This is a genomic window from Sphingobacterium sp. SYP-B4668, assembly GCF_027627455.1.
In the GTDB taxonomy this organism is placed as follows: domain Bacteria; phylum Bacteroidota; class Bacteroidia; order Sphingobacteriales; family Sphingobacteriaceae; genus Sphingobacterium.
Genome location: NZ_CP115483.1, coordinates 1,755,725 through 1,782,664, shown reverse-complemented (window position 1 = coordinate 1,782,664; position 26,940 = coordinate 1,755,725). Strand labels below are relative to the sequence as shown.

23 protein-coding genes are annotated in these 26,940 nt (G+C 40.8%); 14 read left to right on the top strand and 9 right to left on the bottom strand.

Translation table 11 applies throughout. The features are described from left to right. The first annotated feature begins 116 nt into the window (after positions 1-116). From OQ289_RS07560 to gap, 4 genes are all read left to right on the top strand, one after another. Positions 117-1,112, top strand: a complete 996-nt coding sequence (locus tag OQ289_RS07560) for an acyl-ACP desaturase (RefSeq protein ID WP_033565957.1) — start codon at positions 117-119, stop codon at positions 1,110-1,112. Between the two features lie 207 nt (positions 1,113-1,319). Next, positions 1,320-2,378, top strand: coding sequence for an AI-2E family transporter (locus tag OQ289_RS07555; RefSeq protein WP_270090106.1), 1,059 nt, complete (start codon positions 1,320-1,322; stop codon positions 2,376-2,378). Positions 2,379-2,576: 198 nt separating this feature from the next. Next, entirely contained in the window at positions 2,577-3,188 is a 612-nt protein-coding gene (locus OQ289_RS07550) for a redoxin domain-containing protein (protein WP_270090105.1), read from the top strand. A gap of 3 nt (positions 3,189-3,191) precedes the next feature. Then, complete coding sequence (gene gap / locus OQ289_RS07545) at positions 3,192-4,196, top strand: type I glyceraldehyde-3-phosphate dehydrogenase (protein WP_270090103.1); 1,005 nt, start codon at positions 3,192-3,194, stop codon at positions 4,194-4,196. A 2-nt stretch (positions 4,197-4,198) separates the two neighbouring features. On the opposite strand, the gene OQ289_RS07540 is transcribed toward gap, so the two are convergent. The 4 genes from OQ289_RS07540 to proS form a co-directional block, all read right to left on the bottom strand. Further along, positions 4,199-4,975, bottom strand: coding sequence for a TIGR02757 family protein (locus OQ289_RS07540; protein WP_270090102.1), 777 nt, complete (start codon positions 4,973-4,975; stop codon positions 4,199-4,201). Between the two features lie 51 nt (positions 4,976-5,026). Further along, positions 5,027-6,172 carry a cystathionine gamma-synthase gene (locus tag OQ289_RS07535; protein WP_270090101.1) on the bottom strand — a complete coding sequence of 382 codons (1,146 nt, stop codon included), beginning with the start codon at positions 6,170-6,172 and terminating at the stop codon, positions 5,027-5,029. A gap of 179 nt (positions 6,173-6,351) precedes the next feature. After that, entirely contained in the window at positions 6,352-7,137 is a 786-nt protein-coding gene (locus OQ289_RS07530; RefSeq protein ID WP_270090100.1) for an NAD-dependent epimerase/dehydratase family protein, read from the bottom strand. 113 nt (positions 7,138-7,250) lie between these two features. Beyond that, entirely contained in the window at positions 7,251-8,723 is a 1,473-nt protein-coding gene (proS, locus tag OQ289_RS07525; RefSeq protein ID WP_270090099.1) for a proline--tRNA ligase, read from the bottom strand. A gap of 261 nt (positions 8,724-8,984) precedes the next feature. Here proS and OQ289_RS07520 point away from each other — a divergent pair, with 261 nt between their 5' ends. Together OQ289_RS07520 and OQ289_RS07515 are read left to right on the top strand one after the other, a co-directional pair. After that, complete coding sequence (locus OQ289_RS07520; protein ID WP_270090098.1) at positions 8,985-10,127, top strand: hypothetical protein; 1,143 nt, start codon at positions 8,985-8,987, stop codon at positions 10,125-10,127. Between the two features lie 86 nt (positions 10,128-10,213). Beyond that, positions 10,214-11,773: an OmpP1/FadL family transporter gene (locus OQ289_RS07515; RefSeq protein WP_270090097.1), complete on the top strand. Its 1,560-nt coding sequence runs from the start codon at positions 10,214-10,216 to the stop codon at positions 11,771-11,773. Positions 11,774-11,833: 60 nt separating this feature from the next. Here OQ289_RS07515 and OQ289_RS07510 read toward each other — a convergent pair whose 3' ends face one another. Further along, complete coding sequence (locus tag OQ289_RS07510; protein WP_270090096.1) at positions 11,834-13,186, bottom strand: NfeD family protein; 1,353 nt, start codon at positions 13,184-13,186, stop codon at positions 11,834-11,836. 40 nt (positions 13,187-13,226) lie between these two features. Here OQ289_RS07510 and OQ289_RS07505 point away from each other — a divergent pair, with 40 nt between their 5' ends. The 3 genes from OQ289_RS07505 to OQ289_RS07495 all read left to right on the top strand — a co-directional run bounded on the left by OQ289_RS07505 (position 13,227) and on the right by OQ289_RS07495 (position 15,621). Further along, on the top strand, positions 13,227-13,979 hold the full coding sequence (locus OQ289_RS07505) for a DUF4905 domain-containing protein (protein WP_270090095.1): 753 nt from the start codon (positions 13,227-13,229) through the stop codon (positions 13,977-13,979). Positions 13,980-13,994: 15 nt separating this feature from the next. Further along, complete coding sequence (locus tag OQ289_RS07500; RefSeq protein ID WP_270090094.1) at positions 13,995-14,915, top strand: LysM peptidoglycan-binding domain-containing protein; 921 nt, start codon at positions 13,995-13,997, stop codon at positions 14,913-14,915. A 67-nt stretch (positions 14,916-14,982) separates the two neighbouring features. Then, the gene (locus tag OQ289_RS07495) at positions 14,983-15,621 is read left to right on the top strand and encodes a uridine kinase family protein (RefSeq protein ID WP_270090093.1); all 639 of its coding nucleotides are present in this window, start codon (positions 14,983-14,985) and stop codon (positions 15,619-15,621) included. Between the two features lie 170 nt (positions 15,622-15,791). Here OQ289_RS07495 and OQ289_RS07490 read toward each other — a convergent pair whose 3' ends face one another. Beyond that, complete coding sequence (locus OQ289_RS07490) at positions 15,792-18,995, bottom strand: TonB-dependent receptor (protein ID WP_270090092.1); 3,204 nt, start codon at positions 18,993-18,995, stop codon at positions 15,792-15,794. Between the two features lie 145 nt (positions 18,996-19,140). After that, a complete protein-coding gene (locus tag OQ289_RS07485; protein WP_270090091.1) occupies positions 19,141-19,818 on the bottom strand; it encodes a YceI family protein in 678 nt (225 codons plus the stop codon). A 151-nt stretch (positions 19,819-19,969) separates the two neighbouring features. Here OQ289_RS07485 and OQ289_RS07480 point away from each other — a divergent pair, with 151 nt between their 5' ends. The 5 genes from OQ289_RS07480 to OQ289_RS07460 all read left to right on the top strand — a co-directional run bounded on the left by OQ289_RS07480 (position 19,970) and on the right by OQ289_RS07460 (position 24,674). Beyond that, positions 19,970-20,344 (top strand): winged helix-turn-helix transcriptional regulator, encoded by a 375-nt coding sequence (locus tag OQ289_RS07480; protein ID WP_033565971.1) that lies wholly within the window; start codon positions 19,970-19,972, stop codon positions 20,342-20,344. A gap of 169 nt (positions 20,345-20,513) precedes the next feature. Then, positions 20,514-21,383: a DUF808 domain-containing protein gene (locus OQ289_RS07475; RefSeq protein WP_270090090.1), complete on the top strand. Its 870-nt coding sequence runs from the start codon at positions 20,514-20,516 to the stop codon at positions 21,381-21,383. A gap of 198 nt (positions 21,384-21,581) precedes the next feature. Continuing rightward, a complete protein-coding gene (locus OQ289_RS07470) occupies positions 21,582-22,616 on the top strand; it encodes a helix-turn-helix transcriptional regulator (RefSeq protein ID WP_270090089.1) in 1,035 nt (344 codons plus the stop codon). A gap of 581 nt (positions 22,617-23,197) precedes the next feature. Then, a complete protein-coding gene (locus OQ289_RS07465; RefSeq protein ID WP_270090088.1) occupies positions 23,198-23,812 on the top strand; it encodes a hypothetical protein in 615 nt (204 codons plus the stop codon). Positions 23,813-23,987: 175 nt separating this feature from the next. Then, entirely contained in the window at positions 23,988-24,674 is a 687-nt protein-coding gene (locus OQ289_RS07460; RefSeq protein WP_270090087.1) for a hypothetical protein, read from the top strand. 399 nt (positions 24,675-25,073) lie between these two features. Here OQ289_RS07460 and OQ289_RS07455 read toward each other — a convergent pair whose 3' ends face one another. After that, positions 25,074-25,850 carry a hypothetical protein gene (locus OQ289_RS07455; RefSeq protein ID WP_270090086.1) on the bottom strand — a complete coding sequence of 259 codons (777 nt, stop codon included), beginning with the start codon at positions 25,848-25,850 and terminating at the stop codon, positions 25,074-25,076. 10 nt (positions 25,851-25,860) lie between these two features. Further along, entirely contained in the window at positions 25,861-26,853 is a 993-nt protein-coding gene (locus OQ289_RS07450; RefSeq protein ID WP_270090085.1) for a hypothetical protein, read from the bottom strand. Positions 26,854-26,940 lie beyond the last annotated feature (87 nt).

Here is a 26,940-nt window from a genome sequence, read left to right as displayed (position 1 = left end):
CCCTTACCCTCACCACATTATCCATTGCATCTCTGTAATCGAAACACATTTTTACCCTGGAAATTATCGAATTATTAAAAAATTATTAGGCATTATTTAATTATCTTTGTGTTGTTATGCAAGAGTTAAACCAACAAATCCCCGAAGGATCCCGTAAGGAGGTCATGAAATACTTGGAGCCTTTCATGCTTAATGAAATGAGCGAATATCTGAAACCTGTTGAGGATATGTGGCAGCCGGCTGATTTCCTTCCAGATTCGTCACGGGATACGTTCTTTGAAGAAGTGAGGGACTTACAGGAGAGCGCAAAAGAGTTGTCGTACGATCTCATGGCCGTATTGATAGGTGATACACTCACTGAAGAGGCGCTCCCCACTTACGAGTCTTGGCTTACTATGGTGGAAGATGTTGAAAAAAACGAACAGGGAGGTTGGATGAAGTGGGTCCGTGCATGGACTGCAGAAGAAAATCGCCATGGCGACCTCTTAAATAAATACCTTTACTTGACGGGACGTGTCAATATGCGCGAATTTGAACGGTCTGCCCAATATTTGATTAAAGATGGATTTGATATTGGCACAGGCAGTGATCCTTATCGTAATTTTATATACACTTCCTTCCAAGAGATTGCGACCAACGTGTCCCATCGTCGTGTGGCGGGACTGGCCAAAAAACATGGAGACAAGCTTTTAGCCAAAATGTGTGGGGTTATCGCCGCTGACGAAGCTCGGCATGCCAAAGCTTATATGTCGTTCATTTCTAAAGCATTGACAGTTGATGCCAGCGAAGTAGTGTTGGCTTTTGAAGATATGATGCGCAAAAAAATTGTCATGCCCGCACAGTTTTTAAGAGAAACAGGGGAACCGCAAGGTCAAGCATTTTCGCATTTCTCCGATGCCGCACAACGATTGGAAGTGTATACCGCAGTAGATTATGTAGACATTCTCAAAGAGTTAAATACAGACTGGAACTTGGACAAATTAACAGGATTGAATGAAAAAGCCGAAAAAGCAAGGGATTATTTACTCAAACTTCCGGATCGCCTTTTAAGACTTGCCGACCGTATGCAGACGCCCATAAAAGAGTACAAGTTCAAATGGATTTATGGATAAAGCTGAGATCGCATTAGAGGGAAGGTGTCATAACCGTATTTTTTTATAACGGAATATATTGAAGCGTCGGATAATCTGACGCTTTTTTTATATAATTGCTATATACAAATGATGAGGTCTCTCTGACCTTTATTAACTGTTGAGTACATAAATAGATCGCCTCTATTTCTACATGGAGAAATCAGGTTGAAATCAAGTAATTGAAAAATGAAATACAGACAAATCCACAACAATTCGATCAATCAGATTATGCTGATCACTATTACAATTTTGATCTGCATTTTGATATTCACCAACCTTTCTTACTACCTCCCTGGTTTTTTAGGAGCTGTAACATTGTATATTCTTTTTCGCAATTTCTTTTTCAAGCTGACAGAACGACGCAAATGGAACAAACCACTGGTCAGTTTGCTCTTTATCCTCATCACCATTATTTTTATTGTCCTACCAACTTGGGGGCTCATCAGCTATATTACGCCTCAATTGACATCTCTTGTTGGTGACAAAAACGATATCGTAAAAAACTTCAACTCGATCAAAAATTATGTGGAGACAGTCCCCATTCTAAAAAATGTAGACCTGTCCGAAGAAGCACTCCTGAGCATTCTACAAAAATTGACTAAATACCTGCCCAACATTCTAAATTCGATTGCCGAAGTGGGCGTCAATTTGCTTGTTGCCTTATTTGTCCTATATTTTATGTTAGTCAATGCCAAGCGGATGGAATCCACGATCTACCATGCTATCCCCTTCTCGCAACAAAGCAAGCAAGAGCTCTGGAGTGAAGTAAATATGATGGTTAGGTCCAATGCGATAGGGATACCTATATTGGCTTTATGCCAAGGCTTTGTAGCCCTACTCGGCTATTGGTTATTGGGTATTGAAAACCCTATCTTTTGGGGCGGGATGACTGCACTGTCTACCATTATTCCCGTGTTGGGTACAATGACTGTATATGTTCCCCTATCTATTTTTCTATTGGCCAATGGTCAGGTGGGAAATGGACTAGGCTTACTTGCTTATGGCTTTATAGTAATAGGTGGTATAGATAATGTGCTCCGCTTCACCATCCTAAAGACATTGGGCAATGTTCCGCCATTGATAACCGTATTCGGAGTATTGCTCGGTTTAAAATTGTTTGGGATGCTGGGTGTTATCTTTGGTCCTCTCATTCTTTCCTCGGTCGGCGTGTTATTAAAGGTATATAGCAATGAATATGGAAAGTCGTCTCCCAACCGAGATGATGAACCACAAATACCCACCTAACCCGAAGGAGAAACCATATTTTTGCAAATCCAGACTATTACATGTCACTGTCATAATACGAACTATTGCCGTATAAACATCTATTTTTTTCCTAGTTTTGAGCATAATTTTCATTACAACAGGATCTGTATATAGACACCTCTCTTTCAGAGGAATAACATGTTTTATATTAAACGATCAAGAAAAAGTAACATACATATGAATAAGAAATTCATTTTAGGACTGATTGGAATAGCTTTTAGCGCTCTTCTTCTTTCTTGCAATAGCGAGAACAAGTCTAGCGAGCAAAAAGAAGCCAGTAACACTACAGAGACTGCCCCAGATCCGCATGCGAGCTCGTCCGCACATCAACAACAGCCTGCGGCTCCTGCCATGGTAAAAGAAGTAGCAAAAAAACTTCCTGCTGATTTCACTTTCTACAAATTAAAATCAGGTATAAGTTTCAACAACATCGACCTTGCAAAAGACAAAAATTCGGTTTTTGTATTGTTCGATCCGGGATGCAACCATTGCCAGCACGAAGCTACTGCACTTTCTGAGAATTATGACCGTATCAAAAACGTAAACATTTACTTCGTTTCGATGAATGATCCGGCTTTGATGGCCTCTTTCTTAGACAGCTTTGGTCCTAAATTAAATGGTAAAGCCAATATTGAAATGCTTTATGATAGAAATCAGGACTTTATTCAGAAATTCCACGTACCGGCACAATTTCCAGCTAACTACGTGTATGGTCCAGATGGTCAGCTTAAAGAATACTGGGAGGGTGACAGAAATATCAACGAAATCATAGCAGCATATACTAAATAATTGATGATAAAGGTTGCAATCAATGGGTTTGGCCGAATAGGTAGACACACCCTTCGCAATATTTTAATTCGAAATCTGGATCAAGATCTTCAGGTCGTTGCTATTAATGACCTGACAGATACCCAGACGCTGTCACATCTTTTCAAATACGACTCCGTACACGGTCCATTTCAGGGCACTATTGCTTTTGATAACGACCACCTTATTATCAATGGTCGATATATACGCGTGTTCAAGGAGAAGAGTCCAGAGGCTCTCCCTTGGAAGTCCCTTGAGGTTGACGTAGTCATTGAGTCAACAGGCCACTTCACCAGCAAAGAAAAAGCCAATCTACACCTGATAGCTGGAGCTAGAAAGGTTATCATCTCCGCCCCACCAACAGATAAAGAAATTCCAACCATTGTATTGGGCATCAATGACACCACATTTGACCTCTCTACCGCCATTATTTCTAATGCTTCCTGCACCACCAACAACGTGGCACCTATGGTAAAGATTTTGGATGAAAATTGGGGAATTGAAGATGGATATATCACCACCGTGCATTCTATGACTGGTGACCAAAATCTACATGATGCTCCCCATCGGGATTTACGTCGGGCCAGAGCAGCATCTTCGTCCATTATCCCGACTACCACCGGAGCGGCAAAAGCCATCACCAATGTATTTCCACACCTCGAAGGCAAATTGGGTGGCGCTGGAATACGTGTTCCCGTGTTAAATGGGTCCCTTACGGACTTTACATGTACACTTAAACATCGGACATCCGTAACCGAAATCAATAAAAAATTTAAGGAGGCTGCCGAAGGCCAGCTCAAGCATATATTATATTATACAGAAGATCCCATCGTGTCTGTAGACATTATTAACAACCCTTATTCTTGTGTTTTTGATGCACAATTAACCTCCATAGTCGGTGGCTTAGTCAAAGTTGTAGGATGGTACGACAACGAATTTGGTTACTCCAATAGATTAGTAGATCTCTTGGTCCGAGTCAATAGCCTATAATCTTACATTTCGCGTTCGACTCCCAAACCGAAGAGCGCGAAATCATACTTTACCGGGTCATTAGGATCTAATATCCTCAAATTCTCCGTGAGCTCCATCGCTGTCTTCCAATTTACTTTATCATAGGTTATCAGCCCAAATTTTCGTGCTACACGTTCTACATGTAGGTCACATGGGCATATCAATTTGCTAGGTGCAATTTTTGTCCAGATACCAAAGTCCACACCTTTGTTGTCACAGCGTACCATCCACCTCAAGAACATATTAATCCGCTTGACAGTAGACTTTTGAATTGGTGCGCTAATGTGCTTTCTAGTTCGCAAAGGAAAATCCGGCAACGAAAAAAAATACGATTTAAATTCATTTAAGGATTTTTCGATATTCACGTCTTCACTATCTTCTTGCCCTATTAAAAATGCATCTTCCAGTGAATCGAATCGGGAATAGTGAAACTTGAAAAAAGAAATGAAATACAACAAATCGGTATCATTAAAGGTCCGATGCTTAAACCCCAACAATTGCTTCAGGTCCGTCTCTTGATGATGCAAGACAAAATCATATGGGTTCCCGTCCATACGATCGATTAATTCTTTACACTTATTGATGATGGTCTTTCGTTGGCCCCAAGCCAAGATTGAGGCAATAAAGCCCATAATTTCGATATTCTCCCGTTCTACAAATAAGTGTGGAATGGATATGGGGTCGTGAGGGATGAACCCAACATGATTATATTCATCGACCTTTTGATCGAGGAAATCTTTAAGATTGAAATCAGACATAAGGTATAGAACACTCGCTTCGGATACCGAAGCGAGTGTAAATATAATATTTTAAGCTAGCGCTTGTTTTAAATCAGCTATTAAATCATCCGCATCTTCGATTCCAACAGATAAGCGTAGCAAATTATCAACGACACCAACCCGTTCACGTGCTTCTTTTGGGATGGAACCATGTGTCATTGTCGCTGGATGGTTGATCAGAGACTCCACTCCCCCCAATGATTCTGCAAGGGTAAAAACTTGAAATTGTGAAGATATCCTGAATGTTTCCTGTAAATCAGCATCCTTCAATACAATAGAAATCATCCCCCCAAAATCTTTCATCTGCTTCTTAGCCACTTCGTGCCCGGGGTGATCCTCAAATCCAGGCCAATAGATCGTTTCAATCTTAGGGTGGTTCTTTAGATAGGTAGCCACTTGTCGAGCATTAGCACAATGTGCCTCCATGCGTAGATGCAAAGTCTTGATACCTCTTAAGGCCAAAAAAGCGTCTTGGGGACCCGGGGTACCTCCCACTGCATTATAATAAAACCACAATTTTTTGTAAAGATCATCGTCATTCAGTACTAGCGCACCCATTACGACATCTGAATGGCCATTGATGTATTTCGTCGCCGAATGCATCACGATATCGGCTCCCAAATCCAACGGGTTCTGCAAATAAGGAGATGCAAAGGTATTGTCTACCACATACAAGATATTGGCCGCTTTGGCCACTTTGCCAATCGCTTCGATATCCGCTAATTTCAGCGTCGGATTAGTTGGTGTCTCCACCCAAATAAGAGAGGTTTTAGCCGTTATAGCCCTTTCTACCTCCGTGACATCAGAGGTGTTGACAAATTTAAAAACAATACCATATTGTTCGTACACTTTGGTAAAAATGCGGTACGAACCACCGTAGAGATCATCACCTGTAATCACTTCATCTCCCGGCTTCAATAGACGTAAAACACAGTCTGTAGCTGCCATACCACTTGAAAAAGCTAAACCATGTTTACCATTCTCCAGAGCCGCCAGACAATCTTCCAACGCTTTGCGCGTAGGATTTGTACCTCGGGAATATTCAAACCCCTTATGATCTCCCGGAGCAGCTTGTTGATATGTAGAGGTTTGATATATCGGTGTCATTACTGCACCTGTTGTAGGATCAGCTTGTTGACCAGCATGAATAGCCTTTGTCGCAAATTTATAAGCCATCTTCTAATGAATTAGTAAGTTGTAAACTTAGATAAAATGCTTTGTATTCACAAGCCGTCACCCAAGCTATCGAGGGGCTCATGTTCGTCTCCGAAACATGTGATAAAGAGAATGTAAATAATGGAAAAAAGAGTACTATGCCCAAACGGGCCATAGTCAAAGTGCTAGCCGCTCGTGTATTAGAAATCTAATGGCGAAGGATATTTAAATGTATAGTTCAGTTCGTCTTGTAACAACGCACCAAGCACTACTTTCTGAAATGATTCGTCATTTTGAAAGGATTTAGGTAGTGCCATACTATTTTTTAGAGCAGAGGCGATGACAACATCCCTTTTCAATGGATGCTCGGGTGCCACAAGATTATAAATCGGTTGACGCAAAGAGTTTCGAAAAGCCAATTCCAACAAGGCCATGACATCATCAAGATGAACGAAATTTGCCCGTTGAGCACCAGTAGTGCATACTCTATTCTCAAAATATTTGGCAAATATTCTATTCTTACCAAACAATCCTCCCAATCTGAAAACATATGCATTGCTCAACAGTTGCATGCTACGCTCTGCAAGCCTCAATTTTTCGTTAAGATCGCCCTCCTCCAAACTAGCTTCATCTATACGAGCAGATATGTCTGGATAAATTCCCACAGAACTTAGAAAAATTAGTTTTTGATAATGGAGACGGGCCAAAAAAGTATGAACGTGTTCAAACCTTGTCTTCAGCACCTCAACAGAATGACGATTTGTTGCTGGAATGCTTACCAAAATAAAATCAAAAGTTGCTGGCATTTCCTCAACAGGAAGGTCATTCGTATCAAAATCATATTGAAAAGCAAAAATACCACTGTCTTGAAGACAATGGTATTTTTCTACGGAGGTTGTAGAAGCCCAAACTTCATGCCCATCTGCCAACCATTTGTCAGCTACAGATTGACCTACCCAACCACAACCCAGTATAAGATATCGCATATAGTTATTTAGTATGGCGTATGGTGATTGAACGTATTAAAAAGAGCTCCAAGTAACTCTGATCGATTTCCATCACTTGATAACTTTCTAACTCAATAACACTTTTACTTCTGTTAATACGCTTTTGCAAATAGAACACGTTTATTCGAAGGCTTGCCCGTAAAAATACAGACACCGGCTTCTTCCTTCGCGTCCAAAGGCACACATCTAATCGTTGCTTTCGTTTCCTCTTTGACCCTCTTTTCAGTCTCCACTGTTCCATCCCAATGACAAGAGATAAATCCGCCTTTGGTTTCCAATACTTCTTTGAACTCCTCGTAGGAATTCACTTCCGTAATATGTCCATCTCTAAAATCTAGCGCTTTTTGAAAGATATTTTCTTGGATGGTGTCCAGTAGGGTTGTAATGTGTCCCGATAACCCTTCCTGAGCCACGGTTTCTTTCGTTTGGGTATCCCTTCTTGCTAATTCGACAGTTTTATTTTGCATGTCGCGCGATCCCACCGCTACTCGCAAAGGCACGCCTTTCAATTCCCATTCCGCAAATTTAAATCCCGGACGCTGGGTATCACGATCGTCATATTTAACCGAGATATCTTTTGTTTTCAATTCGGAAATCAACTGGTTGACAAATACATCGATGTTAGCCTTTTCTTCATCCGTTTTATAGATAGGTACGATTACCACTTGAATAGGGGCCAACATAGGTGGCAATACCAATCCTTGATCATCCGAATGTGCCATGATTAAGGCTCCCATTAATCGAGTAGAAACACCCCAAGAGGTAGCCCATACATGTTCAAGCTTTCCTTCTCTAGAAGTGAATTTAACGTCAAATGCCTTGGCAAAATTCTGTCCCAAAAAATGTGATGTACCGGCCTGCAATGCTTTACCATCTTGCATCAATGCTTCTATACAATAGGTATCCAAGGCCCCTGCAAATCGCTCATTTTCAGTCTTCCTACCTCTTATCACAGGCACTGCCAAATATTTTTCAGAAAAATCAGCGTATACATCCAACATTCTTTCCGCCTCTTCAATAGCTTCTATCTCAGTAGCATGGGCCGTGTGTCCCTCTTGCCACAAAAATTCTGCAGTCCGTAGAAACAAACGTGTACGCATTTCCCAGCGAACCACATTGGCCCACTGATTAACCAAGATTGGAAGATCACGATAGGATTCAACCCAACCTCTATACGTATTCCAAATAATAGTTTCCGAAGTAGGACGCACGATTAGTTCCTCTTCCAATTTTGCGTCTTCATCTACAATGATATTGCCATTTCCGTCATTCTTAAGCCTATAATGAGTCACAACAGCGCATTCTGTTGCAAACCCCTCTACGTGAGAAGCCTCTTTAGAAAAAAATGATTTAGGAATAAATAAAGGAAAGTACGCATTACTGTGACCGGTATCTTTAAATTTCTTATCCAAAATGGCCTGTATACGTTCCCAGATGCCATATCCGTATGGTTTGATGACCATGCATCCTCTCACGGCTGAATATTCGGCTAAATCTGCTTTAATTACCAGATCGTTGTACCACTGCGAATAGTCTTCAGCGCGGCTTGTAATTCCTTTACTCATATATATTTATTCAAAAAATTGTAACATTCTATGATTAATTCTCGTCTTTATAAGATACGAACGGATTAAAATCCGTAATTTTAAATATTTTACAAATTACGTTAAACTAATCGTTTAATTTGGCGTCTAAGATAGTAAATTAGAATGTATTGTCGAAGGTTAACAGACATGGAAATCATGAATCGAACATGAGCATACGCTCACAAACATGTATGAGATGGTCATGATAACTTCATTACAAATGAATAAAAAAAAATTAAGATGAAAAAAAATAGATTATTATTCGGTGGGTTGACGTTAGTTGCTGTGCTCGCACTCAGCTCTTGTTCAACCAGCAAGCAAATCACCTACAGGGATGATGTCTATAATAACCAATCTAAAGCTCAACGGGTATATCAGAGTCCAGATTATTATTATACCGACGAAGATCAATATGTACAGCGTGATGAAGGCTACTATTCAGATGAGTATTCAGACGAAGAATACAACGATGACATAGGAGAATTGGAGTATGCAAATAGAATCAATCGCTTCTATTATGCCGCTCCTGGAATGTCCTACTACGACCCATGGTTCGATCCATGGTATGGTTATAGTGGATTCGGCCTAGGAGTAGGATTCGGGTTTGGTGGAGGTTGGTCTCTTGGTTTCAACTGGGGATATAATCCTTGGGGTCCCGCCTACTATGGTTGGGGTGGATATCCTGGCTATGGTTGGGGCAACTATTGGGGATACAACTCGTATTACAATTCATGGGGACATCCTTACTATGGTGGCGGATATTATGGTGGCGGACACAATCACTATTGGGGTGGCGGTCATCGCGTAGCCTCCAATCGTTCTACTGCTTATAGAAATACATATACCAGCGGTAGAGGTTCTGCCAGAAGCTCAAGCTATAGAAATACCTCAAATCGATCGGCAACAGCTAGAAGTGGTGGTAGAGGAACAGCTGTAAGCAGAGATGCAAACGGTCGTATCACAGGTGCCACTACACGCTCAAGAAGCGGAGAGGTACGAAGTTCAAACCGTAGTACCAATGGAGCCGTGACTTCGGATCGTTCTAGCCGTACAAGAGACAGCTACAACAATGGCACAACATCAAGGGACAACAATAGGGCCACTTACCCATCTAGCTCGACTAGAACCCGTTCAACAGAGCGTGCTACGCCAAGCTCTCGTTCTACAAGTCCTAGTTCTCGCTCGACAAACCCTACTTCACGTCCTGCTGAAACTCGCAGTGCACCTTCCAGTCGGTCTACAGGCAGATCATCTGAACCTGCATCGAGACCTTCGTATACGCCTTCATCTTCATCAGGTAGGTCATCTGGTGTGAGCAGCGGAAGCTCTTCAAGAGGAAGCAGTGGAGGTGGTGCCTCAAGCCGTTCTACAAGATCTCGTTAATTATCCAATAACAAAATAATAGTCAATATGCATCAAGCGTATTGACTATTATTTTGTCATCCAATGATGTAAATTATATCAGATACATGAATTTAAAACATTTACTAAGCTCAACTCTATTTATTGCAGGTGTCCTGGGAACTGCCCATGGACAATTCAACAAAGAAGCCCTTCTTTTTTCTCAGGAATATAAAGGAGGTACAGCACGCTTCAAAGGAATGGGTAATGTACAGACAGCCTTAGGTGGTGACATCAGCTCCATATCAGGCAATCCAGCTGGTTTGGGTTTCTTTGGTCAATCTGACATTGCTGTAACCTTTAATTACTTTAATAACAACGCCAAGACAAATTACTTTGGCCAGAATAATTCCAGAGATCAAAACCGTTTTCAGATTGATAATGCAGGGGCTGTCTTTCATTTTCCATCTGCAAGAGGTATAGGTGATGATTTAACTCAGGGATGGTTAAACTTCAATGTGGGACTTAGCTACGACAAGACCAACAACTTCGCAGAGAAGGTTTTTTACTCCGGCACCAATCCCGAAAGTACGATAGGCCAGTTCTTTTCCGACGATGCCTATCGCTCGCCAAATTCGGATTGGGAAAGAAGTCTCATTGGCTCCAAATTTATCACTGGCTATCCTGACATTGATAAATCGGGTTATTTCCCTATCGCAAAACAGAATGGCGACAAGTATCAAGAAAATGAATTGATTACCAAAGGAGATCGCTCAAAGACCTCGCTATCCTTCGGAGCGAACTACAGCAATACATTGTTCATCGGAGCTACTTTTTCGATGACATCTTTCCGGTACACGACTTATCAACGATTTACGGAAGAAGGCACAACCAAAAATGCGGCAGAAGTTAAGGCCGAAAATCCAAACTCCGTATTCTTAGATCCTACAAAATTAGAAAACAAGTATCTCGATGTTGCATATGCTGTGGACGATTATCTTGACCAACATTCCGAAGGTTCGGGATTCGACTTTAAACTAGGTATGATTTACAAACCAGCTGTAGACTGGAATTTAGGTGTCACGATTAAAACACCGACCTGGCTTACGGTGCAAGACGACAAATTCTTCACAACAGACTTTATCTACACAGGCAGCGGAACGGCGTTACAAGGAGCTCAAATCAAAGATCAGTCTCCAGATGATATTCGCATCATTACACCATTTGAATATAGCTTAGGGGTCACCAAATTTTTCCCAAGAGGTCTACTTACAGTAGATGCTGATTTGACAGACTATTCGACTACTCGATTCAGGTCCATCAATTTTCCGGATCAACAATTCGAAGACAACATGAAGGCCTCTGTAAAAGACACTTACAAAGCTGCGATTAATGCAAGAATCGGTGGAGAATACCTAATTACCAACATATTAAGTGGTCGTGCCGGTTTCAATTATTACGGAAACCCATACAAAAATGCTGACTATAGTCACTACTCAGGCTCTGTTGGACTTGGGTTAAAGCTCACAAACGCGCTATACTTAGATTTAGCGGTGGTACAAGACAGGTTCAAACATTACGAAAGTCCATATGTATTTGACGAAGAATTTTGGGGTGGCGCCAGTCCAGTAGCCGAAATCAAGAATAATCGTACAAGTGCAGTCTTGACCTTAGGCGCAAAGTTCTAGTAACGTATAATTATAAAAAAGAATGGGCTACCTAAACAAGTAGCCCATTCTTTTTTATAATTATGCATCCAATTCCTCTATTTTACGGACGAAGAGATTATAATTTTCATGCTTTTCTACATAAACCTGTGCCCCCACCTCGATAAATCCATCTAAGGCCACCGCATCATACCACACCCCTTCGATTTCAATCTTACCGGAAGGTCTTAGCACTGTCTTCGCGACACCCTGTTTATGCAGTAGACTAGTTTTATGGATAGAAGAGGTATACCCTTCGTCTGATTTTTGCTCATCTTGGAGCACCAATCTTTTAAAAGCAGAAGACTTCAAAATATTCTTCCCAAAAATCACCATCAATATGACGGCTAATATCATTGAACCAATTACAATCATAAACGAATTAAAAAGCATCCCTGGATGCGCTAATTTAAAATCAAAATAATCATTGGACACCATGCTAAAGGCAAGTCCACATACCAGACAAAGAATGCCCAGCACACCTGCAACTCCAAACCCCGGAATCACAAAGATCTCCAAAGCGATCAACACAATACCAATTATAAATAGAGCTATCTCCCAATGTGCGGCAAGCCCCTCCATATACAAAGGTGCAAAAAATAATGCTCCGGCCACTAGGGCGACGACCAATGCAAATCCAATACCCGGCGTTTGCATTTCCGCATAGATTCCTCCAATAATCAACAATATCAATACACCACTCACCATTGGATTAATTAAAAACCCAATAATGGCATCTACCACAGTCGTTTTATGTTGTGTTACCACAGGTTTTTCGAACTTGAGCGCGACAAAGATATCTTTTTCTGAAACGACTTCTGCTTGTGCTATACCGGATTTTACAGCCTCTCCAGCCGTCATTGTCAAGAGCTTGCCATCCGGCTTTAGCGTAGGTATAGAAATAGACGGGTCTACAAATGCTTCGGCAATCCTTGGATCCCTTCCCTTGGCCTCGGCTGTGGCACGCATCAAACCGCGCATATAAGACTGATACTTTTCGGGTAATATTTCACCTTTGGCATCCACAACACTTGCCGCCCCTATACTCGCACCTTTCTGCATGAAGATATGGTCCGACGCTATGGCAATCAAAGCACCTGCCGAAGCTGCATTATGATTGATATACACAATAGTCTTTACACTAGAATTCAACAATGCACTACGGATAGAGTCCGCATAATTAACCGCTCCACCAAAAGTATCCATATCGATTAAAATATAGTCTGCCTTAGCGTCAAGTGCATTTTGATAAGCGTTTTTATAAACCCGCCAAGCGTTAGGACCAATCTCATCCTTGATTTGGACTTTGTAAATCTGTTGTGCTTGAATGGTTGTTATGCCAAAACATAACATTAAGCCTAGAAAGGTTAAAAAGCTTTTCGTAAATTTGTTCATATATTCAATCATTAACTGGTTGAAATTTGTGTTGAGCGTAATGGTTAAATATACAATTAATAAAGCATTTGAAAAAAAGTTTTCGAGTCCTATCTGGAAGATCGAAGCTGATACTGATGCTCGGCTATTGGCCATAGAGACACGCAACCAGGTAGACACCACCCCCTCCTTTCATGTCATAGATTTTGAAGGACATTCGTTAATGGATGATTTTAGACTTAAGACTAAGGAATGGACATTGGCTGAGATTCAAAAAGACTACCTCATTTTAAAAAAAATCGGGGCGAATGCGCCACAAGCTTCAGGTATTCTCGTTGTTCACATCCCTTCGCGGCATATTGCCCACGAGTGGCACCATTACCTCTTAGTCGATATTTTTAAGAACGTACTGAAAGTCAGGCATCATACCATTAGTGCTGGCTTTGAAGAATACTTATCTCTAAGTTCTGGTCAGCATCTTCGTCTTCCTGAAATCGAAATTGCTTATTGTTCAAATCACATCAATTTCCCACTTGCTTATAATGGTATACTTCCAGATTTTTTGCAAAAGAAAGAACATGAGGATACCATCTGGATTAGCAAAGTCAAGCACAACTTCATCTGGTGCTACCACACCAGAGCTGAAAATGGATACACCTTGGATATTTTGTTATCCGATAAATTTAAAGAGTTACAAAAAATGACGGTGTTGGATAATATGATAAAAATGATTCCCCAACCCTATTTCCAAATAAACGAACAATTATTTCTCATGTCTTATAATAAACAGGAAATTGTTTCGTATTTAGTATAATTGCATAATTTTAACATGAACAAACTATCGAAATCTACTATTTTTAAAAAAATAGCATTTGTTGCTTTTGCAAGTTTTTCTATTCCGAATCTTTACGCAACCTCAGACAAACCCTACACCTTACTTAAGGATTCTGTTGGCGTTGAAAATATCAAAGGCGAGGTTTATATTCTCCATAAAGTAGAACAAAAAGACACATATTATAAACTTAGCCGACAATACAATGTGGTGGTCAAAAATATCATGTCCACCAACAACAGTAAAGATCTGCGTCCCGGTGATATCGTCAAAATACCGACTGGGAGACCTTACCAGCAGCAAGAGAAAAACCCGAGTACTGTAAAAGAGGTTATAAAAAGTCAAATCAATGCGGCCCAGCAAGGTGATTTTACAGAATATAAAGTTGGCAAGAGCGAGACGTTGTATGCCATTTCCAAAAGATTTAGCATATCTGTAGATGATATCAAGAAATTCAATAACCTTAAGAATAACGCTGTCAGAGAGGGCCAAATCTTAAAAATCCCTAACACTGCGCTTCCTGAACCTATCGAAGAACCAAAGATAGTGGTGACACCTATTGATACTACACGCGTCGAGAATAAAGAGCGAGATTCATCTTACAACGAGATTTCGGCCAACAAATATGGGATTCGTGAGAAAAAAGAAAGAGGGATAGCCGTGTGGATGACGAATCTAAATTCGGAAGGAAAAAGTAACCTTGCTCTCCATAAGACAGCCCCGATCGGTACTATCCTCAAGATTACCAATCCGATGACAAATAGTGTAACTTATGCAAAGGTTGTCGGCAAATTCAATGACAACGCAGAAACAGAAAATGCCATCGTCGTACTTTCAAAATCTGCGGCAACTTATATTGGCGCCTTAGACAAACGTTTTTTGGTAGAAATAAATTATGGCGTACCTTTGGAGCAATAATATAAGTATGTAGTGGCTTACGAGTAGCACATTCTGTTTCTCAAGAGCCATATTTTTGATTTAATAAATGGATAACAAACCCTTTGTCATTGGGATTGCTGGAAGCAGCGGTTCAGGTAAAACATTTTTCTTAAACAGCTTCCTAAAGCATTTCGGCCCAACGGAAATCACATTGATTTCCCAAGATGACTATTACATCCCTGCAAACACCAAGACACAGGAAGAGAATAGACTCTACAATTTTGACATCCCAACATCGATAGACAGACAAGCTTTCTATTCGGACATCAAAGATTTGTTTGATGGCAAAACGATACATAAAGAAGAGTATACGTTCAACAATCCAGCGATTACACCCAAGATGTTGGAAATCAAACCAGCCCCAATCTTGGTTATCGAAGGACTTTTTATCTTTCACTATACAGAAGTCAATGATTTGCTGGATATGCGCATTTTCTTAGATGCTGAAGAATCTATTGCATTGGAAAGAAGACTTAGACGCGATTTGATAGAACGTGGTTACGATCGAGATGACGTCCTTTACAAATGGATCAACCATGTTGTACCATCCTATAACGAATACTTATTGCCTTATCGCGAATTGTGTGATAAGGTCATTATCAACAATATTGACGACCCCGAACCTATCTGGGAAATCACTGACGATATTTGTAAGGAAGTACGAGATCGCATTGCCCGAAAATAGTTGCAAAAACGATAACATCTGACTACGTATACATCTATTGTTTCACGCCTTACTACGTTCATACATATAGAATGAGAATTTGCTTCCAATTTTGAGACGCAAGCCAATAGCTATACAAAAAGACCGGCATATGCCGGTCTTTTTGTATCATATAGTTTTTATAGCTTTGCTTAAAAAGCGTAGCGAATACCCAGCTGGACCTGGAAAGGATTACCAGAATAGCCTTTAGCGCCAACAGAATTCACACTATAGACAAACTCCTGTTTTGCAGCATCAAAAGAGTTTACTTTGTACAGGGTCTGATTACCCAGAGAGTGATTTATTCCCCATTCTTTGTTCAACATATTCCCGAAATTGAAAATCTCAGCCGACACTTCTATACCGTGAGTCTTATAGAAGCGGAAATTTCTGGCAATCCGGATATCTACCGTACCATAAAAGCTGTTTTCGCCCGCATTGCGTTCGGCAATACGGCCCCTATATTCATGCAATACATTCTTCAAACTTTCGCTCGCCTCTGGATTGTCCATGATACCATTGAATCCCTTGATAATACCTTCGGGAAGATTGGTATCCTTCCAATCAAAGATGTAAGCCAAGTCATTATCAGGAGTCACAAAGTCACCATTGGTATTGGCTCCAGAACGAATGGTGTAGCGAGTTCCACCAAGTCCGGTGTAACGCACACCGACTTGTACGCCAAAGAATGTTGGCAGAGTACCATAAGCGACCACCTTATGCCTAAATTGATTATCCGAGTACGTGATGGCGCTCAAGTCACGTGGATCATCCACTACCGGTTGTACCAATGTTGCAGTATTAGCCACATTTCCATTGTATGACGTATTATCTTTCGTGTCATTCCAAGTATAACTGGCCGTGATACTTCCATCTTTAAAATAATTGTATGTCGCGTCCACTACTACAGCATATTGATTAATCTTACCTATACTTGTCAATTCCAATACACGGCCCAACTTACTAGATTTGCGTCCATCTTTCCAATCCGGCTGTCCGGTCTTAGTATCAATTTTGTCCGCCGGGACGAATACGCCACGATTGGCCTCATTCGCTAGACGAAAGAAAGGCTGGTCGACCATATTGCGTTCCACATACGTATAATTATTGCGGCCCAAGGTCATGTATCCGGTAATCCCTACCTTAAGTCTATCCGTAATGAACTTAGTATAGTTAATATTCGCTTTGTATACTGTTGGCACCTTCACGTCCTCACCGGTATAGTTGATTGTCGGTAGTTGGTGGGCTGCCAAAGATGGGATACTATTAGGATCGTTACGATAGGCATTAAAGTCAGGTGTAGGCACATCACTACCACGTACATCTACTGTGGCTAGGTTAGAGCCGTCGAATGTCAAGTTGTTAATGATGACATAGTTATTTAGATCTGATGCAAAGATTCCCGCCCCCAGACGTAGGTAATCAGTTTGGTTTTCGTTGATATCCCACGAAAACTGCAAACGAGGTTGTACGATGAAGGAACTAATGCCATTATCGGTACGAATGCCAAGCTCATCGTATACCATTTGATTGAAGTTCGCTTTTGGATAAGAAGCATAGTCCATGCGCACACCGGCTGTCATCTCCAAACCAGGCATTAGATTTTTCTTCATTTGCCCGTATAAACCGATGTTTGCAATAGTGCCCTTTACTGTGATATCATCCTTTAAAGGTACTTCTCTATAGTAACGGTAAGGACGTAGGGCTTCAAAATTGTCCAAAGCGGGAATCTCTGCCGCAGTAGCAGTCTTGGCTGTGGTTGTAAAGTGAAAACGACCGTTAACCTCTGAACCATAAACCGAGCTTGAACGTGTAGCCATCACGTCTGCACCAAAGGTGTACTTAGCAAAGTCCGTATCATAGTACAGATTATTGGTCAGCTGGAATACATTATTGCGGAAACCCTCTTGCGCAAAGCGATGCCCTCCCAATTGGATATTAGTCGCCAGAGATTTGCCATTAATATCTGAGGAAATATTCTCTACAATAGCACGGGGTATATAATTCTTACCAATCTGATCGCTTTGCGTACTATTTTGATAGACATATAAATATTGAGCTTTCAATTCATTGGTCACACGTGGTGAGATGGAGGTACGTAATGTGGCCAACAAACTGTTGTCAAAGTTTTTGTCATTACCCCATGATTCCAGAATATTGATACTGGTATTGTCTCCTAATCCCATCGGATTGTAATCATACGTCAGGTTGTTGCGGATGGTTAACAAGTTCTTATCATTAAGTTGGTAGTCCAACCTAAGAAAGACCGCATCTGATGTCCTCTTTTTGCCTATAGCACCCGTCTGCGGCTGATCGGATACCCCATATTTGCCACGTGCTATACCCAAATAGCGATCCAATGTCTGAGCATTAATCTTATACAGTTCTTCGTTGGACGCCGAACGGACATCGGCAATCAGTAAGGACCGATTGTCCTGCTGCCGATCCCATACCATAAAATAATGTAATTTGTCTTTAATGATAGGTCCGCCCAACGAAAATCCAAACTGATAGGTCGAGTAATCTCCGATACGCGGATTACCACGGATATCATATTTGCTCGTCAACCAATCGGCGCGTCCAAAGCCAAAGACCGATCCGGTCACCGTGTTAGTACCTGCTTTGGTAGCTGCAGAAATAGTACCACCCCCACTACGTCCAAAGGTAACATCGTATTGGTTGGTCACTACCTTAAACTCACGTACGGCCTCCATCGAAATCGAATAAGGAGCACCACTACGGCTTGTAGTCGAACCTGCCGATGTAGGATTCTTAGCATTCATCCCGTCTATAGTAAAATTAGTGGACGAACCGAGCTGTCCTGAAATGCTTCCCCCTCTGGCCAATGGCGACAGATCGGTCAAGGAAGTGAAATTACGTCCATTGACGGGTAGTGAGCGAATATCTCTCGAGGAGAATGCAGTAGCAGCACCTAAGTAGTCTTTTGTATTTTTCATCGAGTTGGCCTTCACCTCGACGACATCTAGTGAACGAGCACTAGATATCAACTCCACATTGACGCGAGCTACATCGCCCTGATTAAGCTGAATGCCCACTGCGGACCCCTCCCCTTTCTCCATCGAAAGGACATTAATAGTGTATGGCCCTCCTAACGGAAGCTGTTTAAGGTCATAGCCACCGCGCTCATTTGTAACTGTAGATGTCGTAAATCCGGTTGACTCATTCCGTACTCGTACAGTAGCATTGCTTACGGCTGTACCGGTTTCATCGGTGACACGTCCATTGATTGATGCTTGGGTGCCTTGGGCAAAGGCCTGTGGACCGAATGATAGAGATATCACGGTCAGCATCAATACTAAATAATTCTTAATGGAATGTTGTAGAAGTGTTAGCATAAGCGTTTCTAAAGTTTTGAACAAACTTATCACACCTATATTAACGTAACGCTACCAAATAAACAACATGTTGTTATAATCTGGTTAAATCCTGGTTAACTGATTTATGAAAAAAGCGCCTTTGGTGTAAGGCGCTTTTCAATCATTATTTTTTTGCAGTGATATTCAATTCCATATCAACCTCTTGCGAAATCATCCAATCTTTAGGATCACCTTCCGTGCCGTAAGCCAATCCCCAATCTTGTCTGTTGATCGTAAATTTAGATTGAACACTTACTTCATTGTCTGTAACGACGATTTTTGCAGGGAAAGAGACATTCACAGTCTTATCCTTGATTGTCAAATTTCCACTGATGATATTCGTTGCATCTGCAATCACACTTTTATCTTTTGCAGCATCAAAGGCAGCTACACCTGTGATTTCAAACTTAGAAGTAGGATATTTTTCTACTTCGAAAAAATCTGCGGTTTTTAGATGTCCATCTAAATCAACAGAGGTCTTTCCACCTGATTTTGCAGGATCTACTGAGCTTGCATTTGTCAACACAGAGTTCATGTCAATGACGAATGATCCAGCGGTGATTACCCCTTCTTCTACAGATACTGTACCTTCACTTTTCAATGTACCAAATCGTGGATCGAAACCTCCTTTGTGATATCCTTTCCACTGGATTGAACTAACAGCAGTATCTACTGTAAAAGTTGCTCCTTTTTGTTCAGCCACTTGCTGTTCTGTTCCAGTTTGTGCTTTATCTCCGTTTGCGCCTCCACATGAAGCTAATATGACGGATGCTACTGCCGCGATAACTAATAATTTTTTCATTTTATGTTTTTTTAAAATCTGTCGCAAAAGTAATATAGCGATAGTATACAATCGCTATTAGTTTCCTTTTTGAAACTACTTTCCTCTTGGAAACTAATAAGCGTTTCAGTAATTTCACCTTGTAATTTTGTACCCCACAACAACGATAGCGATGAAGAAAAATGCAACCCTCAACAATAGACCTGACTGTAAAGCACGAACAACTGCTATCAGGGACGCCATGGAAATCTTATCCGGCAAATGGAAATTCCATATTTTAGGCACCTTAATGGAGGGAGGGAAAATGCGTTTTATGGACCTGCTTCGGGAGATTGATGGTATCGCAGCCAAAATGCTATCCAAAGAGTTGCAGGATATGGAAATAAATCATCTCATAAGTCGTACAGTCATGAATACCAAACCCATTACAGTTGAATATGAGGTGACCGAATACGGGCGTACACTGGAACCCATCATAGATGAAATAGCAAAATGGGGAGAAGCATACAGGAATGCTATGTTAAGAAAACATAATTCAGATGACTAAGGTATCACAAAAAAAGACTAGCCCGATCCCACTAACCAAATTACTACTATATACGCTTCCAGCTTATGCTGACTACCCATCTATATAACCCGGATTGGTCACTTTATCAACGCATGCTGAAATTAAATATATATTTATATTTTTACGCCTAATAAGATACAACACATATATGGCATCAGGTTTCTTCGCAATTTTAGATGATATTGCAGCACTAATGGATGACGTGGCTATTACTAGTAAAATCGCCACTAAAAAAACAGCCGGAATATTAGGTGACGATTTAGCTGTCAATGCGGAGAAAGCGACGGGATTTCTTTCTTCTCGAGAATTACCTGTGCTATGGGCCATTACCAAGGGTTCACTGATTAATAAACTCATCATCGTACCCATTGCCTTATTACTCAACGCTTTTTTCCCGGTGGCTATCAAATTCATTTTAATTCTGGGTGGATTCTATTTAGCATACGAGGGAGTAGAAAAGATTGTCGAATATCTCTTTCATCGTCAGAAAAAAGGACATCAGGTGATTGAACAGGCAGAAAGTAACGGTCAAGACGCTGAAAAAGCCAAAATCCAGTCTGCTGTTACGACCGATTTTATATTGTCCGTCGAAATCGTGATTATCGCTTTGGGAACTGTCTTGGACAAAAGTTTAGCATTACAGATTGCCACCGTATCGGTAGTCGCTCTATTGGCCACCGTGGGTGTCTATGGAATTGTGGCGCTAATTGTTCGAATGGACGATGCTGGTCATAAATTAATTACGTATTCAAACGATAAAGGCATGCTTTCTGGAATCGGTCACCTACTGGTTAAATCTCTTCCCGTCATCATCAAGCTTCTTGCCGTTGTAGGTACTATAGCATTGATATTGGTTTCAGGTGGAATCTTTGTGCACAATATTGACTATTTACACCATATTGCCCCTGATTTACCAGCTGTGGTAAAAGAATTTGCAACGGGCCTACTAGCGGGTATTGTGATTGTCGCCCTCACTATGATCGGGAAAAAAATCTTTGCTACAGCCAAAGCTCATTAAAATCTACCCGACGCTATAGCACGCTATTCATCCTCAGGTTAGATACCCATAAAAAGGAAGCCTATATAGCCTTGATATAATCAGAATGAAGGCCGGACATGGCAACCGGATTGCGGTTCGGATAATCGCACTGTCTTACCTCCTATTTTGTTGATTCTCGATAATTTAGTATCTTGCTATTGATGACCAATGAGCAGTATGCTAAGATCTAGATTTTTACAATCTTTAAATCCAACTCCCCACAAAGAGACAGTCCAATATGACGGCTATCTAGCATTCTTACCCTATATGGGGTATTCTTTTGGAGTCGCAGATAAATTCAGCGATGAAGAGGAGCCATCCGAGAAAGACACTATCCTCCTTCAACATCGAATTTTACAAAATCAAGACTTCTGCTGGCTAGAACTAAAAGACAGAATTTGCAAACAGGAAATAGAACTTCATTTAAATAAGGGAAACGGTCATCTTTGGATGCTTTTGACAATACTAGGAGATGGAAAGATCGAGCTATCCACTCCCCAATATTTGAAAACACAAAAGCTATTGTGCTACTACACTACCGAAGGAGCACAAACGCTATCCCTTGAGGAGGGGAAAGCTTGGATTTTTATGCTGGGTATAGCCCAGCAACATTTAGCCAATCTTGTTCAAGATTATCCTAAACTAGGGAGTCTTATTCAATCGGTGGACCAACTTAATGATCAGCAAGTTATTGGAAACATGATGGTAAGCAGTAAAATACTTGCCGTTTTGGAAGCACTACGCCGATTTGATTTCAAACCCTTTGCCATCAACTTTCAGCTTGCAGCATGGAACCTCCGATTATGTCAATTGGTTTTTCAAGAATTGACGAACGAAAAAAAAGATGCGAAGGATTACGACATGATACTATATCGCGATGCTTTGGTCTATATACGTGAACACTTTTGGGATTCGGATCTTAATCCAGATAAGATAGCAGAGGCTATGCACGTGAGCCGGCGCAAGCTGTTCCGTACATTTGTCAATAAGCCTTTGACTGTTAACGGGTATATCATAGAGTATAGGCTGGCCAGTGCTCGAGAGACTTTGCTGAACTCAGACGATACCTTGGCTAGTATATCGTTTTCATTAAACTTTTCTTGTGCAAAACACTTTTCTAGGTTGTTTAAAAAACGATTCGGGATGGGACCAAATGAATTCAGAGAGAAAATGGGAAAACAGAAGAGCTTCGTCAAACATTGGTTCGATTAAGAATAGATTACAACAGGCAAGACAAACTTCTCCACTATTGCTCAATTAAACTTCGTCGTTGATTACAATGAACGCAGTATCGCATCAAACGAACGTTATTATCACAAGAAAGAGATTGACTTGGAAACCGATCTACACACCTTTACTAAAAAGTAGCAGACGGTATACCTAACATGACACACCTCTGGATTAAACATCTTATTATCCAGCTTTGGGATGGTCACATAACTTACAGCGGTTGTCCAATTAGACCCAAAGAAAGTCCCATTGGATACAAAGGTGGTCTCACTTCATCAAACAATCCGCTCATTAAGCACTAAGTTGGGTACATTGGATGTAAAGATCGTCGCATTTGTTCCAGAGGTCATGACCTGTCGCTGATATCAACTCAGCCCAAAAAGTGCCTTTACGGCTTCATCTAAGCACTTTCATTTAAAAGTAAGATACAAGGTGTCTAATAGTGACAGTAAAAAGCCTAATACTGTCCAAAAGTTGGCACTATTTACCCCCATTTTCCCTTCACCTCTGTCGTACATTTGTTGAACAATTAAATTTTTTTTAACCTTTTAAATTCATTTATTATGGCAAAGCCAAAAGTAACAACAGAAATCGGATCGGAAGCAAAGTTGCTGAAGTACGGAGACAATGTATTGAAAAAATCAACAGAAAATGCGGTACTCTTTCCAGATGCGACCGAGTTAGTAGCGGCATTGAAGACAGAGCTAGATCTGTTCAGGAACAGTGTCGCCGAAGCGAGTTATCGCGACAAACGGCAGGTAGTCATCAAGAATCAGAATGGTACGGCCCTGAGACAAGCACTGTACCAACTGTCCTTGCATGTAGAAATGGTGGCCAAAGGAGACCCTAACCTTATCTTGGCAGCGGGATTTACTCCCTCGAAACCACGCTCTATACCAGTTGGTATATCACCCAAGCCCACCATCTTAACTGTGCGCAACCACGAACAGGGGTTAATGATGGTTGATCTCAGCACCAAGGCGTGGAAATCCGCTCGGTATTATCAATTTGAACATCGAATCGTGGGTGCGATTGATTGGACTATCACATTGAGTTCCAAATCTAGGATAACCCTCAAAGAGCTCGATCATTTAAAAGAGTACGAGTTTAGGGTATCCTATCTAGGCCCTGACCCTACGCCCAATTACAGTGATAACGTCCGTTGCTTTGTGGTATAGCCAATGATGCTTAGGATATCTTCCGATTGCTTCGAAAAGTAATCAGAAGATATCCTTTGTTTTTTGTAAAACTATTGTTTATTTTAAATGCTGATGGAGGCTTTCCTACTAACCGAATCACTGATGTGTGTCTAAAGCCTTTCACCCCTAAGCTAAACTTAAAAACTGCTAGATTATGAATATGAAGAGTGTTGTTATCAATCATCCATTAAGAAAAATCACCTATTTAAAAGAAGAACCATCACTAGAGGGAAAATTAGAACGGACGGCCTTAGCCGACTATCGAAAAGCACATGACCAAGTATGGGAAATGAAGACGCGTTTCGAAAAAGAGCACGCACTCGTATTATTGACGATTATCCAACTTCACGATTTAGAGGATGAAAGAACGGATTTGGCCGATACTTTGGTATTCTATAAAGAAACAATAGATTTTGACAATTCCAATCTTATAGCTGACTTAGAGGTAAACGTTCAAATCGAGCTGCGGGACTACCATCTCCAGGTACAGCACCTACATCGGCGTATGATTACATTCTACGACAAGATAGCCTGTTTAGAAAAAGAATATATTGACATCGCTGACACCTACTACAGCTATGAAAAACCCATAGATCCTTTAAATTTCAAGGTTTTGGACCCGGTTTTTTATCATCATACGGACATGGCTGTCGACGTAGGGACATTGGAAAAAGACCTGGAAGACTTCTTGGCAAAGATGACAGAGGTATATCATCAATTAGATGATTATTTCCAGACCTACAGCGATTTCTATAGTGCTTATAGCACCGCATTGCACAAAACAACACACTTGATCAAATCGGCTCAGATCCTCAGCCCTTTATGGCGAGTGGAGGATTAAAACACAACCCTTAGCAATCCTTCACTGCTATAATCACCAGCACAACTGACACAGCTCTCTGTAAAACCGAGTATCGTATCATCGACTCTATAGAAGACCAACAAATCGCGCAATTCGTAACATCCGGCAACCATCCACTATGCCCAGAGCTGATCTTTGCAGCACGCTTCTCGCCAATCACTTTTTCTTTAACTTTTCAATAAGGGCGAGTAAGGCTTTCCTATTTTTGGTTTCATGATAGAACTTGGGTTTTCCAATATCAGGTGCTGGTCTTTAAATCGACTATCTTCATGCATCATGGTGACTTGTTATAATGATCGGTCTTGCTTCAAGCGCAAGGCCGAACATCTGGTCAATATTCCGAAAACTAAACATACAAAAAATTAGGACAGTGACCTGCTAACGCACACGATTGCTAAATTTCACATAATTTTTGAAGTTGTCTTTCTCGGCCAATTCAAAGTATACTTGGTTTTTTTCTTCATTTCCATATATGAACATCGATTTAATCGGTGTCAAATAATATTCTTTTTCGGATTTATAGTTCGAAAAAAACCATTTAGGATTATCTACCTTGACAAATACTTGTGCAAACTGGAGGTACTTATTTACAGATACAAGTTCTCCATCAGACAAGGTGAGGCTATCTATTTCTATTTGATCAGCGATACGTTGATGGGTGCCCCAATAGTCTAACGTATCAAAACTTATTCTTCCATTTTCAAAATAAGAACCTTTTCTAAAGCAATTAAAATGTCGGACATCCAGAATATTTCCCTTATCAAAATATTCCCGAGAAAAGGAGGAGAACTCAGAAGTTCTCTTGCCGAGCACATTTATCTTAACCTGAGAATAGTACTTTATAGGCGATATATGTATGACCTTTTTAGGGTAAGCTCCTGTTTTTTCGATAAGCAGATAATTGATGCCTATACGTTCAATATTGTTACTAGAGGAATCGTCTCCTTGTCTGCGCTGTCTCTTTTCAAAATCGAAATACTCGGTATTCGCATAGACATCAAAATATTTCAAATCGATGGAATCCGCGGGTTGCGAAGTTGGAAGTTGTCGAGCATAACTAAACTTCTTTGCACATCCACCAAGGGATATTAGGGACAATATGATACTCATCGCAGTCCATAAGCTCTTCAATCTGATTTCAACTCTCTTTATCATCTTACACAAGTTAATTTTTATGATTTGACAATATCCCGAAAGCACGTTGGACATCCAGGCCCCAATGTCCTGGTGTACTATTGATATGATAAGACATATCACGTCCATAATGGATTAGATTTTGTGGATCGAGCCTATCTTCAGGATTGTATTTTCTGAGCGATATCTCTCCTATATCGTTCAACTTAACTCCTACTCCAACAAAACTGACATTGTATGCATACTGCAGGGTATCTCGATAGTCTACAGTATTATTTCGAAGGCGATTTGCAATACGATAAGCCTCGCCGTATTCTCCCGTGAACTTGTTAAAACTGAATGATAAGGTATTGACTTGTCCAAGGTGTGTGGTAGGAAAATGCCATGATAGCATTACACTACTGGTGTAGTACCGATCTTTCCTATAATTGATTAAAGTCTTTCCTAACCACGTAAACGGTTCGGCTCCGTCATTCTGAAAGAAGGCCTGAAATCGGTGGATTTTCACGTTTAAAAAACCTACACGCTGCTTCATTGGTTGTTTTCGATCATCTTTGATCCTGATAAACTGGGTACCGAAAGCAAAGCTACTATGGAAAGGGTGCATCAGTGGCGATTGGTTTAAATTAGCATAGCTATAGAAAGCTTGGCCTTTATAAAAATCTTTCGTCCATGTAGAGCGACGGTCTAAAGGTCCAATCCTGAAAATCGATGATATCCCCCCGACCAACTCACAGGAGCTGTTAGGCTTATATTTTTTACTATTTGATTTCTTTTCTTGTCTAGTGGAGAGTGTTTTTAGATTAAAAGCTGCTCCAATATGTGCATTGGGAAAGGCAAAGTTAAATTCGTATCCATAACCACCATTCGCAAATATTTTCATCATATAGCCTGTCTCCTGTCTCACACCTACTTGGACACCAATATTAGCACCAAATTGATGTCGAGAGGATGTATGCTGTGCAAGGGCAAATGCTACAAACGTACTAGCAAACAAGGTGAAGATAAAATAGTTGAATTTCATTGCTTTCTATTATTATAAGCTGCGGTTGTGCCTGCTTGACCATAACCTTTGTCGGTTAGGGAAAAATTGTTTTTGAAATTGTTGCGT

Excerpts from the sequence above, each read along its gene's own strand:
- OQ289_RS07560 (WP_033565957.1), top strand. The coding sequence starts at position 117 with ATGCAAGAGTTAAACCAACAAATCCCCGAAGGATCCCGTAAGGAGGTC.
- OQ289_RS07555 (WP_270090106.1), top strand. The coding sequence starts at position 1,320 with ATGAAATACAGACAAATCCACAACAATTCGATCAATCAGATTATGCTG.
- OQ289_RS07550 (WP_270090105.1), top strand. The coding sequence starts at position 2,577 with ATGAATAAGAAATTCATTTTAGGACTGATTGGAATAGCTTTTAGCGCT.
- gap (WP_270090103.1), top strand. The coding sequence starts at position 3,192 with ATGATAAAGGTTGCAATCAATGGGTTTGGCCGAATAGGTAGACACACC.
- OQ289_RS07540 (WP_270090102.1), bottom strand. The coding sequence starts at position 4,975 with ATGTCTGATTTCAATCTTAAAGATTTCCTCGATCAAAAGGTCGATGAA.
- OQ289_RS07535 (WP_270090101.1), bottom strand. The coding sequence starts at position 6,172 with ATGGCTTATAAATTTGCGACAAAGGCTATTCATGCTGGTCAACAAGCT.
- OQ289_RS07530 (WP_270090100.1), bottom strand. The coding sequence starts at position 7,137 with ATGCGATATCTTATACTGGGTTGTGGTTGGGTAGGTCAATCTGTAGCT.
- proS (WP_270090099.1), bottom strand. The coding sequence starts at position 8,723 with ATGAGTAAAGGAATTACAAGCCGCGCTGAAGACTATTCGCAGTGGTAC.
- OQ289_RS07520 (WP_270090098.1), top strand. The coding sequence starts at position 8,985 with ATGAAAAAAAATAGATTATTATTCGGTGGGTTGACGTTAGTTGCTGTG.
- OQ289_RS07515 (WP_270090097.1), top strand. The coding sequence starts at position 10,214 with ATGAATTTAAAACATTTACTAAGCTCAACTCTATTTATTGCAGGTGTC.
- OQ289_RS07510 (WP_270090096.1), bottom strand. The coding sequence starts at position 13,186 with ATGAACAAATTTACGAAAAGCTTTTTAACCTTTCTAGGCTTAATGTTA.
- OQ289_RS07505 (WP_270090095.1), top strand. The coding sequence starts at position 13,227 with ATGGTTAAATATACAATTAATAAAGCATTTGAAAAAAAGTTTTCGAGT.
- OQ289_RS07500 (WP_270090094.1), top strand. The coding sequence starts at position 13,995 with ATGAACAAACTATCGAAATCTACTATTTTTAAAAAAATAGCATTTGTT.
- OQ289_RS07495 (WP_270090093.1), top strand. The coding sequence starts at position 14,983 with ATGGATAACAAACCCTTTGTCATTGGGATTGCTGGAAGCAGCGGTTCA.
- OQ289_RS07490 (WP_270090092.1), bottom strand. The coding sequence starts at position 18,995 with ATGCTAACACTTCTACAACATTCCATTAAGAATTATTTAGTATTGATG.
- OQ289_RS07485 (WP_270090091.1), bottom strand. The coding sequence starts at position 19,818 with ATGAAAAAATTATTAGTTATCGCGGCAGTAGCATCCGTCATATTAGCT.
- OQ289_RS07480 (WP_033565971.1), top strand. The coding sequence starts at position 19,970 with ATGAAGAAAAATGCAACCCTCAACAATAGACCTGACTGTAAAGCACGA.
- OQ289_RS07475 (WP_270090090.1), top strand. The coding sequence starts at position 20,514 with ATGGCATCAGGTTTCTTCGCAATTTTAGATGATATTGCAGCACTAATG.
- OQ289_RS07470 (WP_270090089.1), top strand. The coding sequence starts at position 21,582 with ATGCTAAGATCTAGATTTTTACAATCTTTAAATCCAACTCCCCACAAA.
- OQ289_RS07465 (WP_270090088.1), top strand. The coding sequence starts at position 23,198 with ATGGCAAAGCCAAAAGTAACAACAGAAATCGGATCGGAAGCAAAGTTG.
- OQ289_RS07460 (WP_270090087.1), top strand. The coding sequence starts at position 23,988 with ATGAATATGAAGAGTGTTGTTATCAATCATCCATTAAGAAAAATCACC.
- OQ289_RS07455 (WP_270090086.1), bottom strand. The coding sequence starts at position 25,850 with ATGATAAAGAGAGTTGAAATCAGATTGAAGAGCTTATGGACTGCGATG.
- OQ289_RS07450 (WP_270090085.1), bottom strand. The coding sequence starts at position 26,853 with ATGAAATTCAACTATTTTATCTTCACCTTGTTTGCTAGTACGTTTGTA.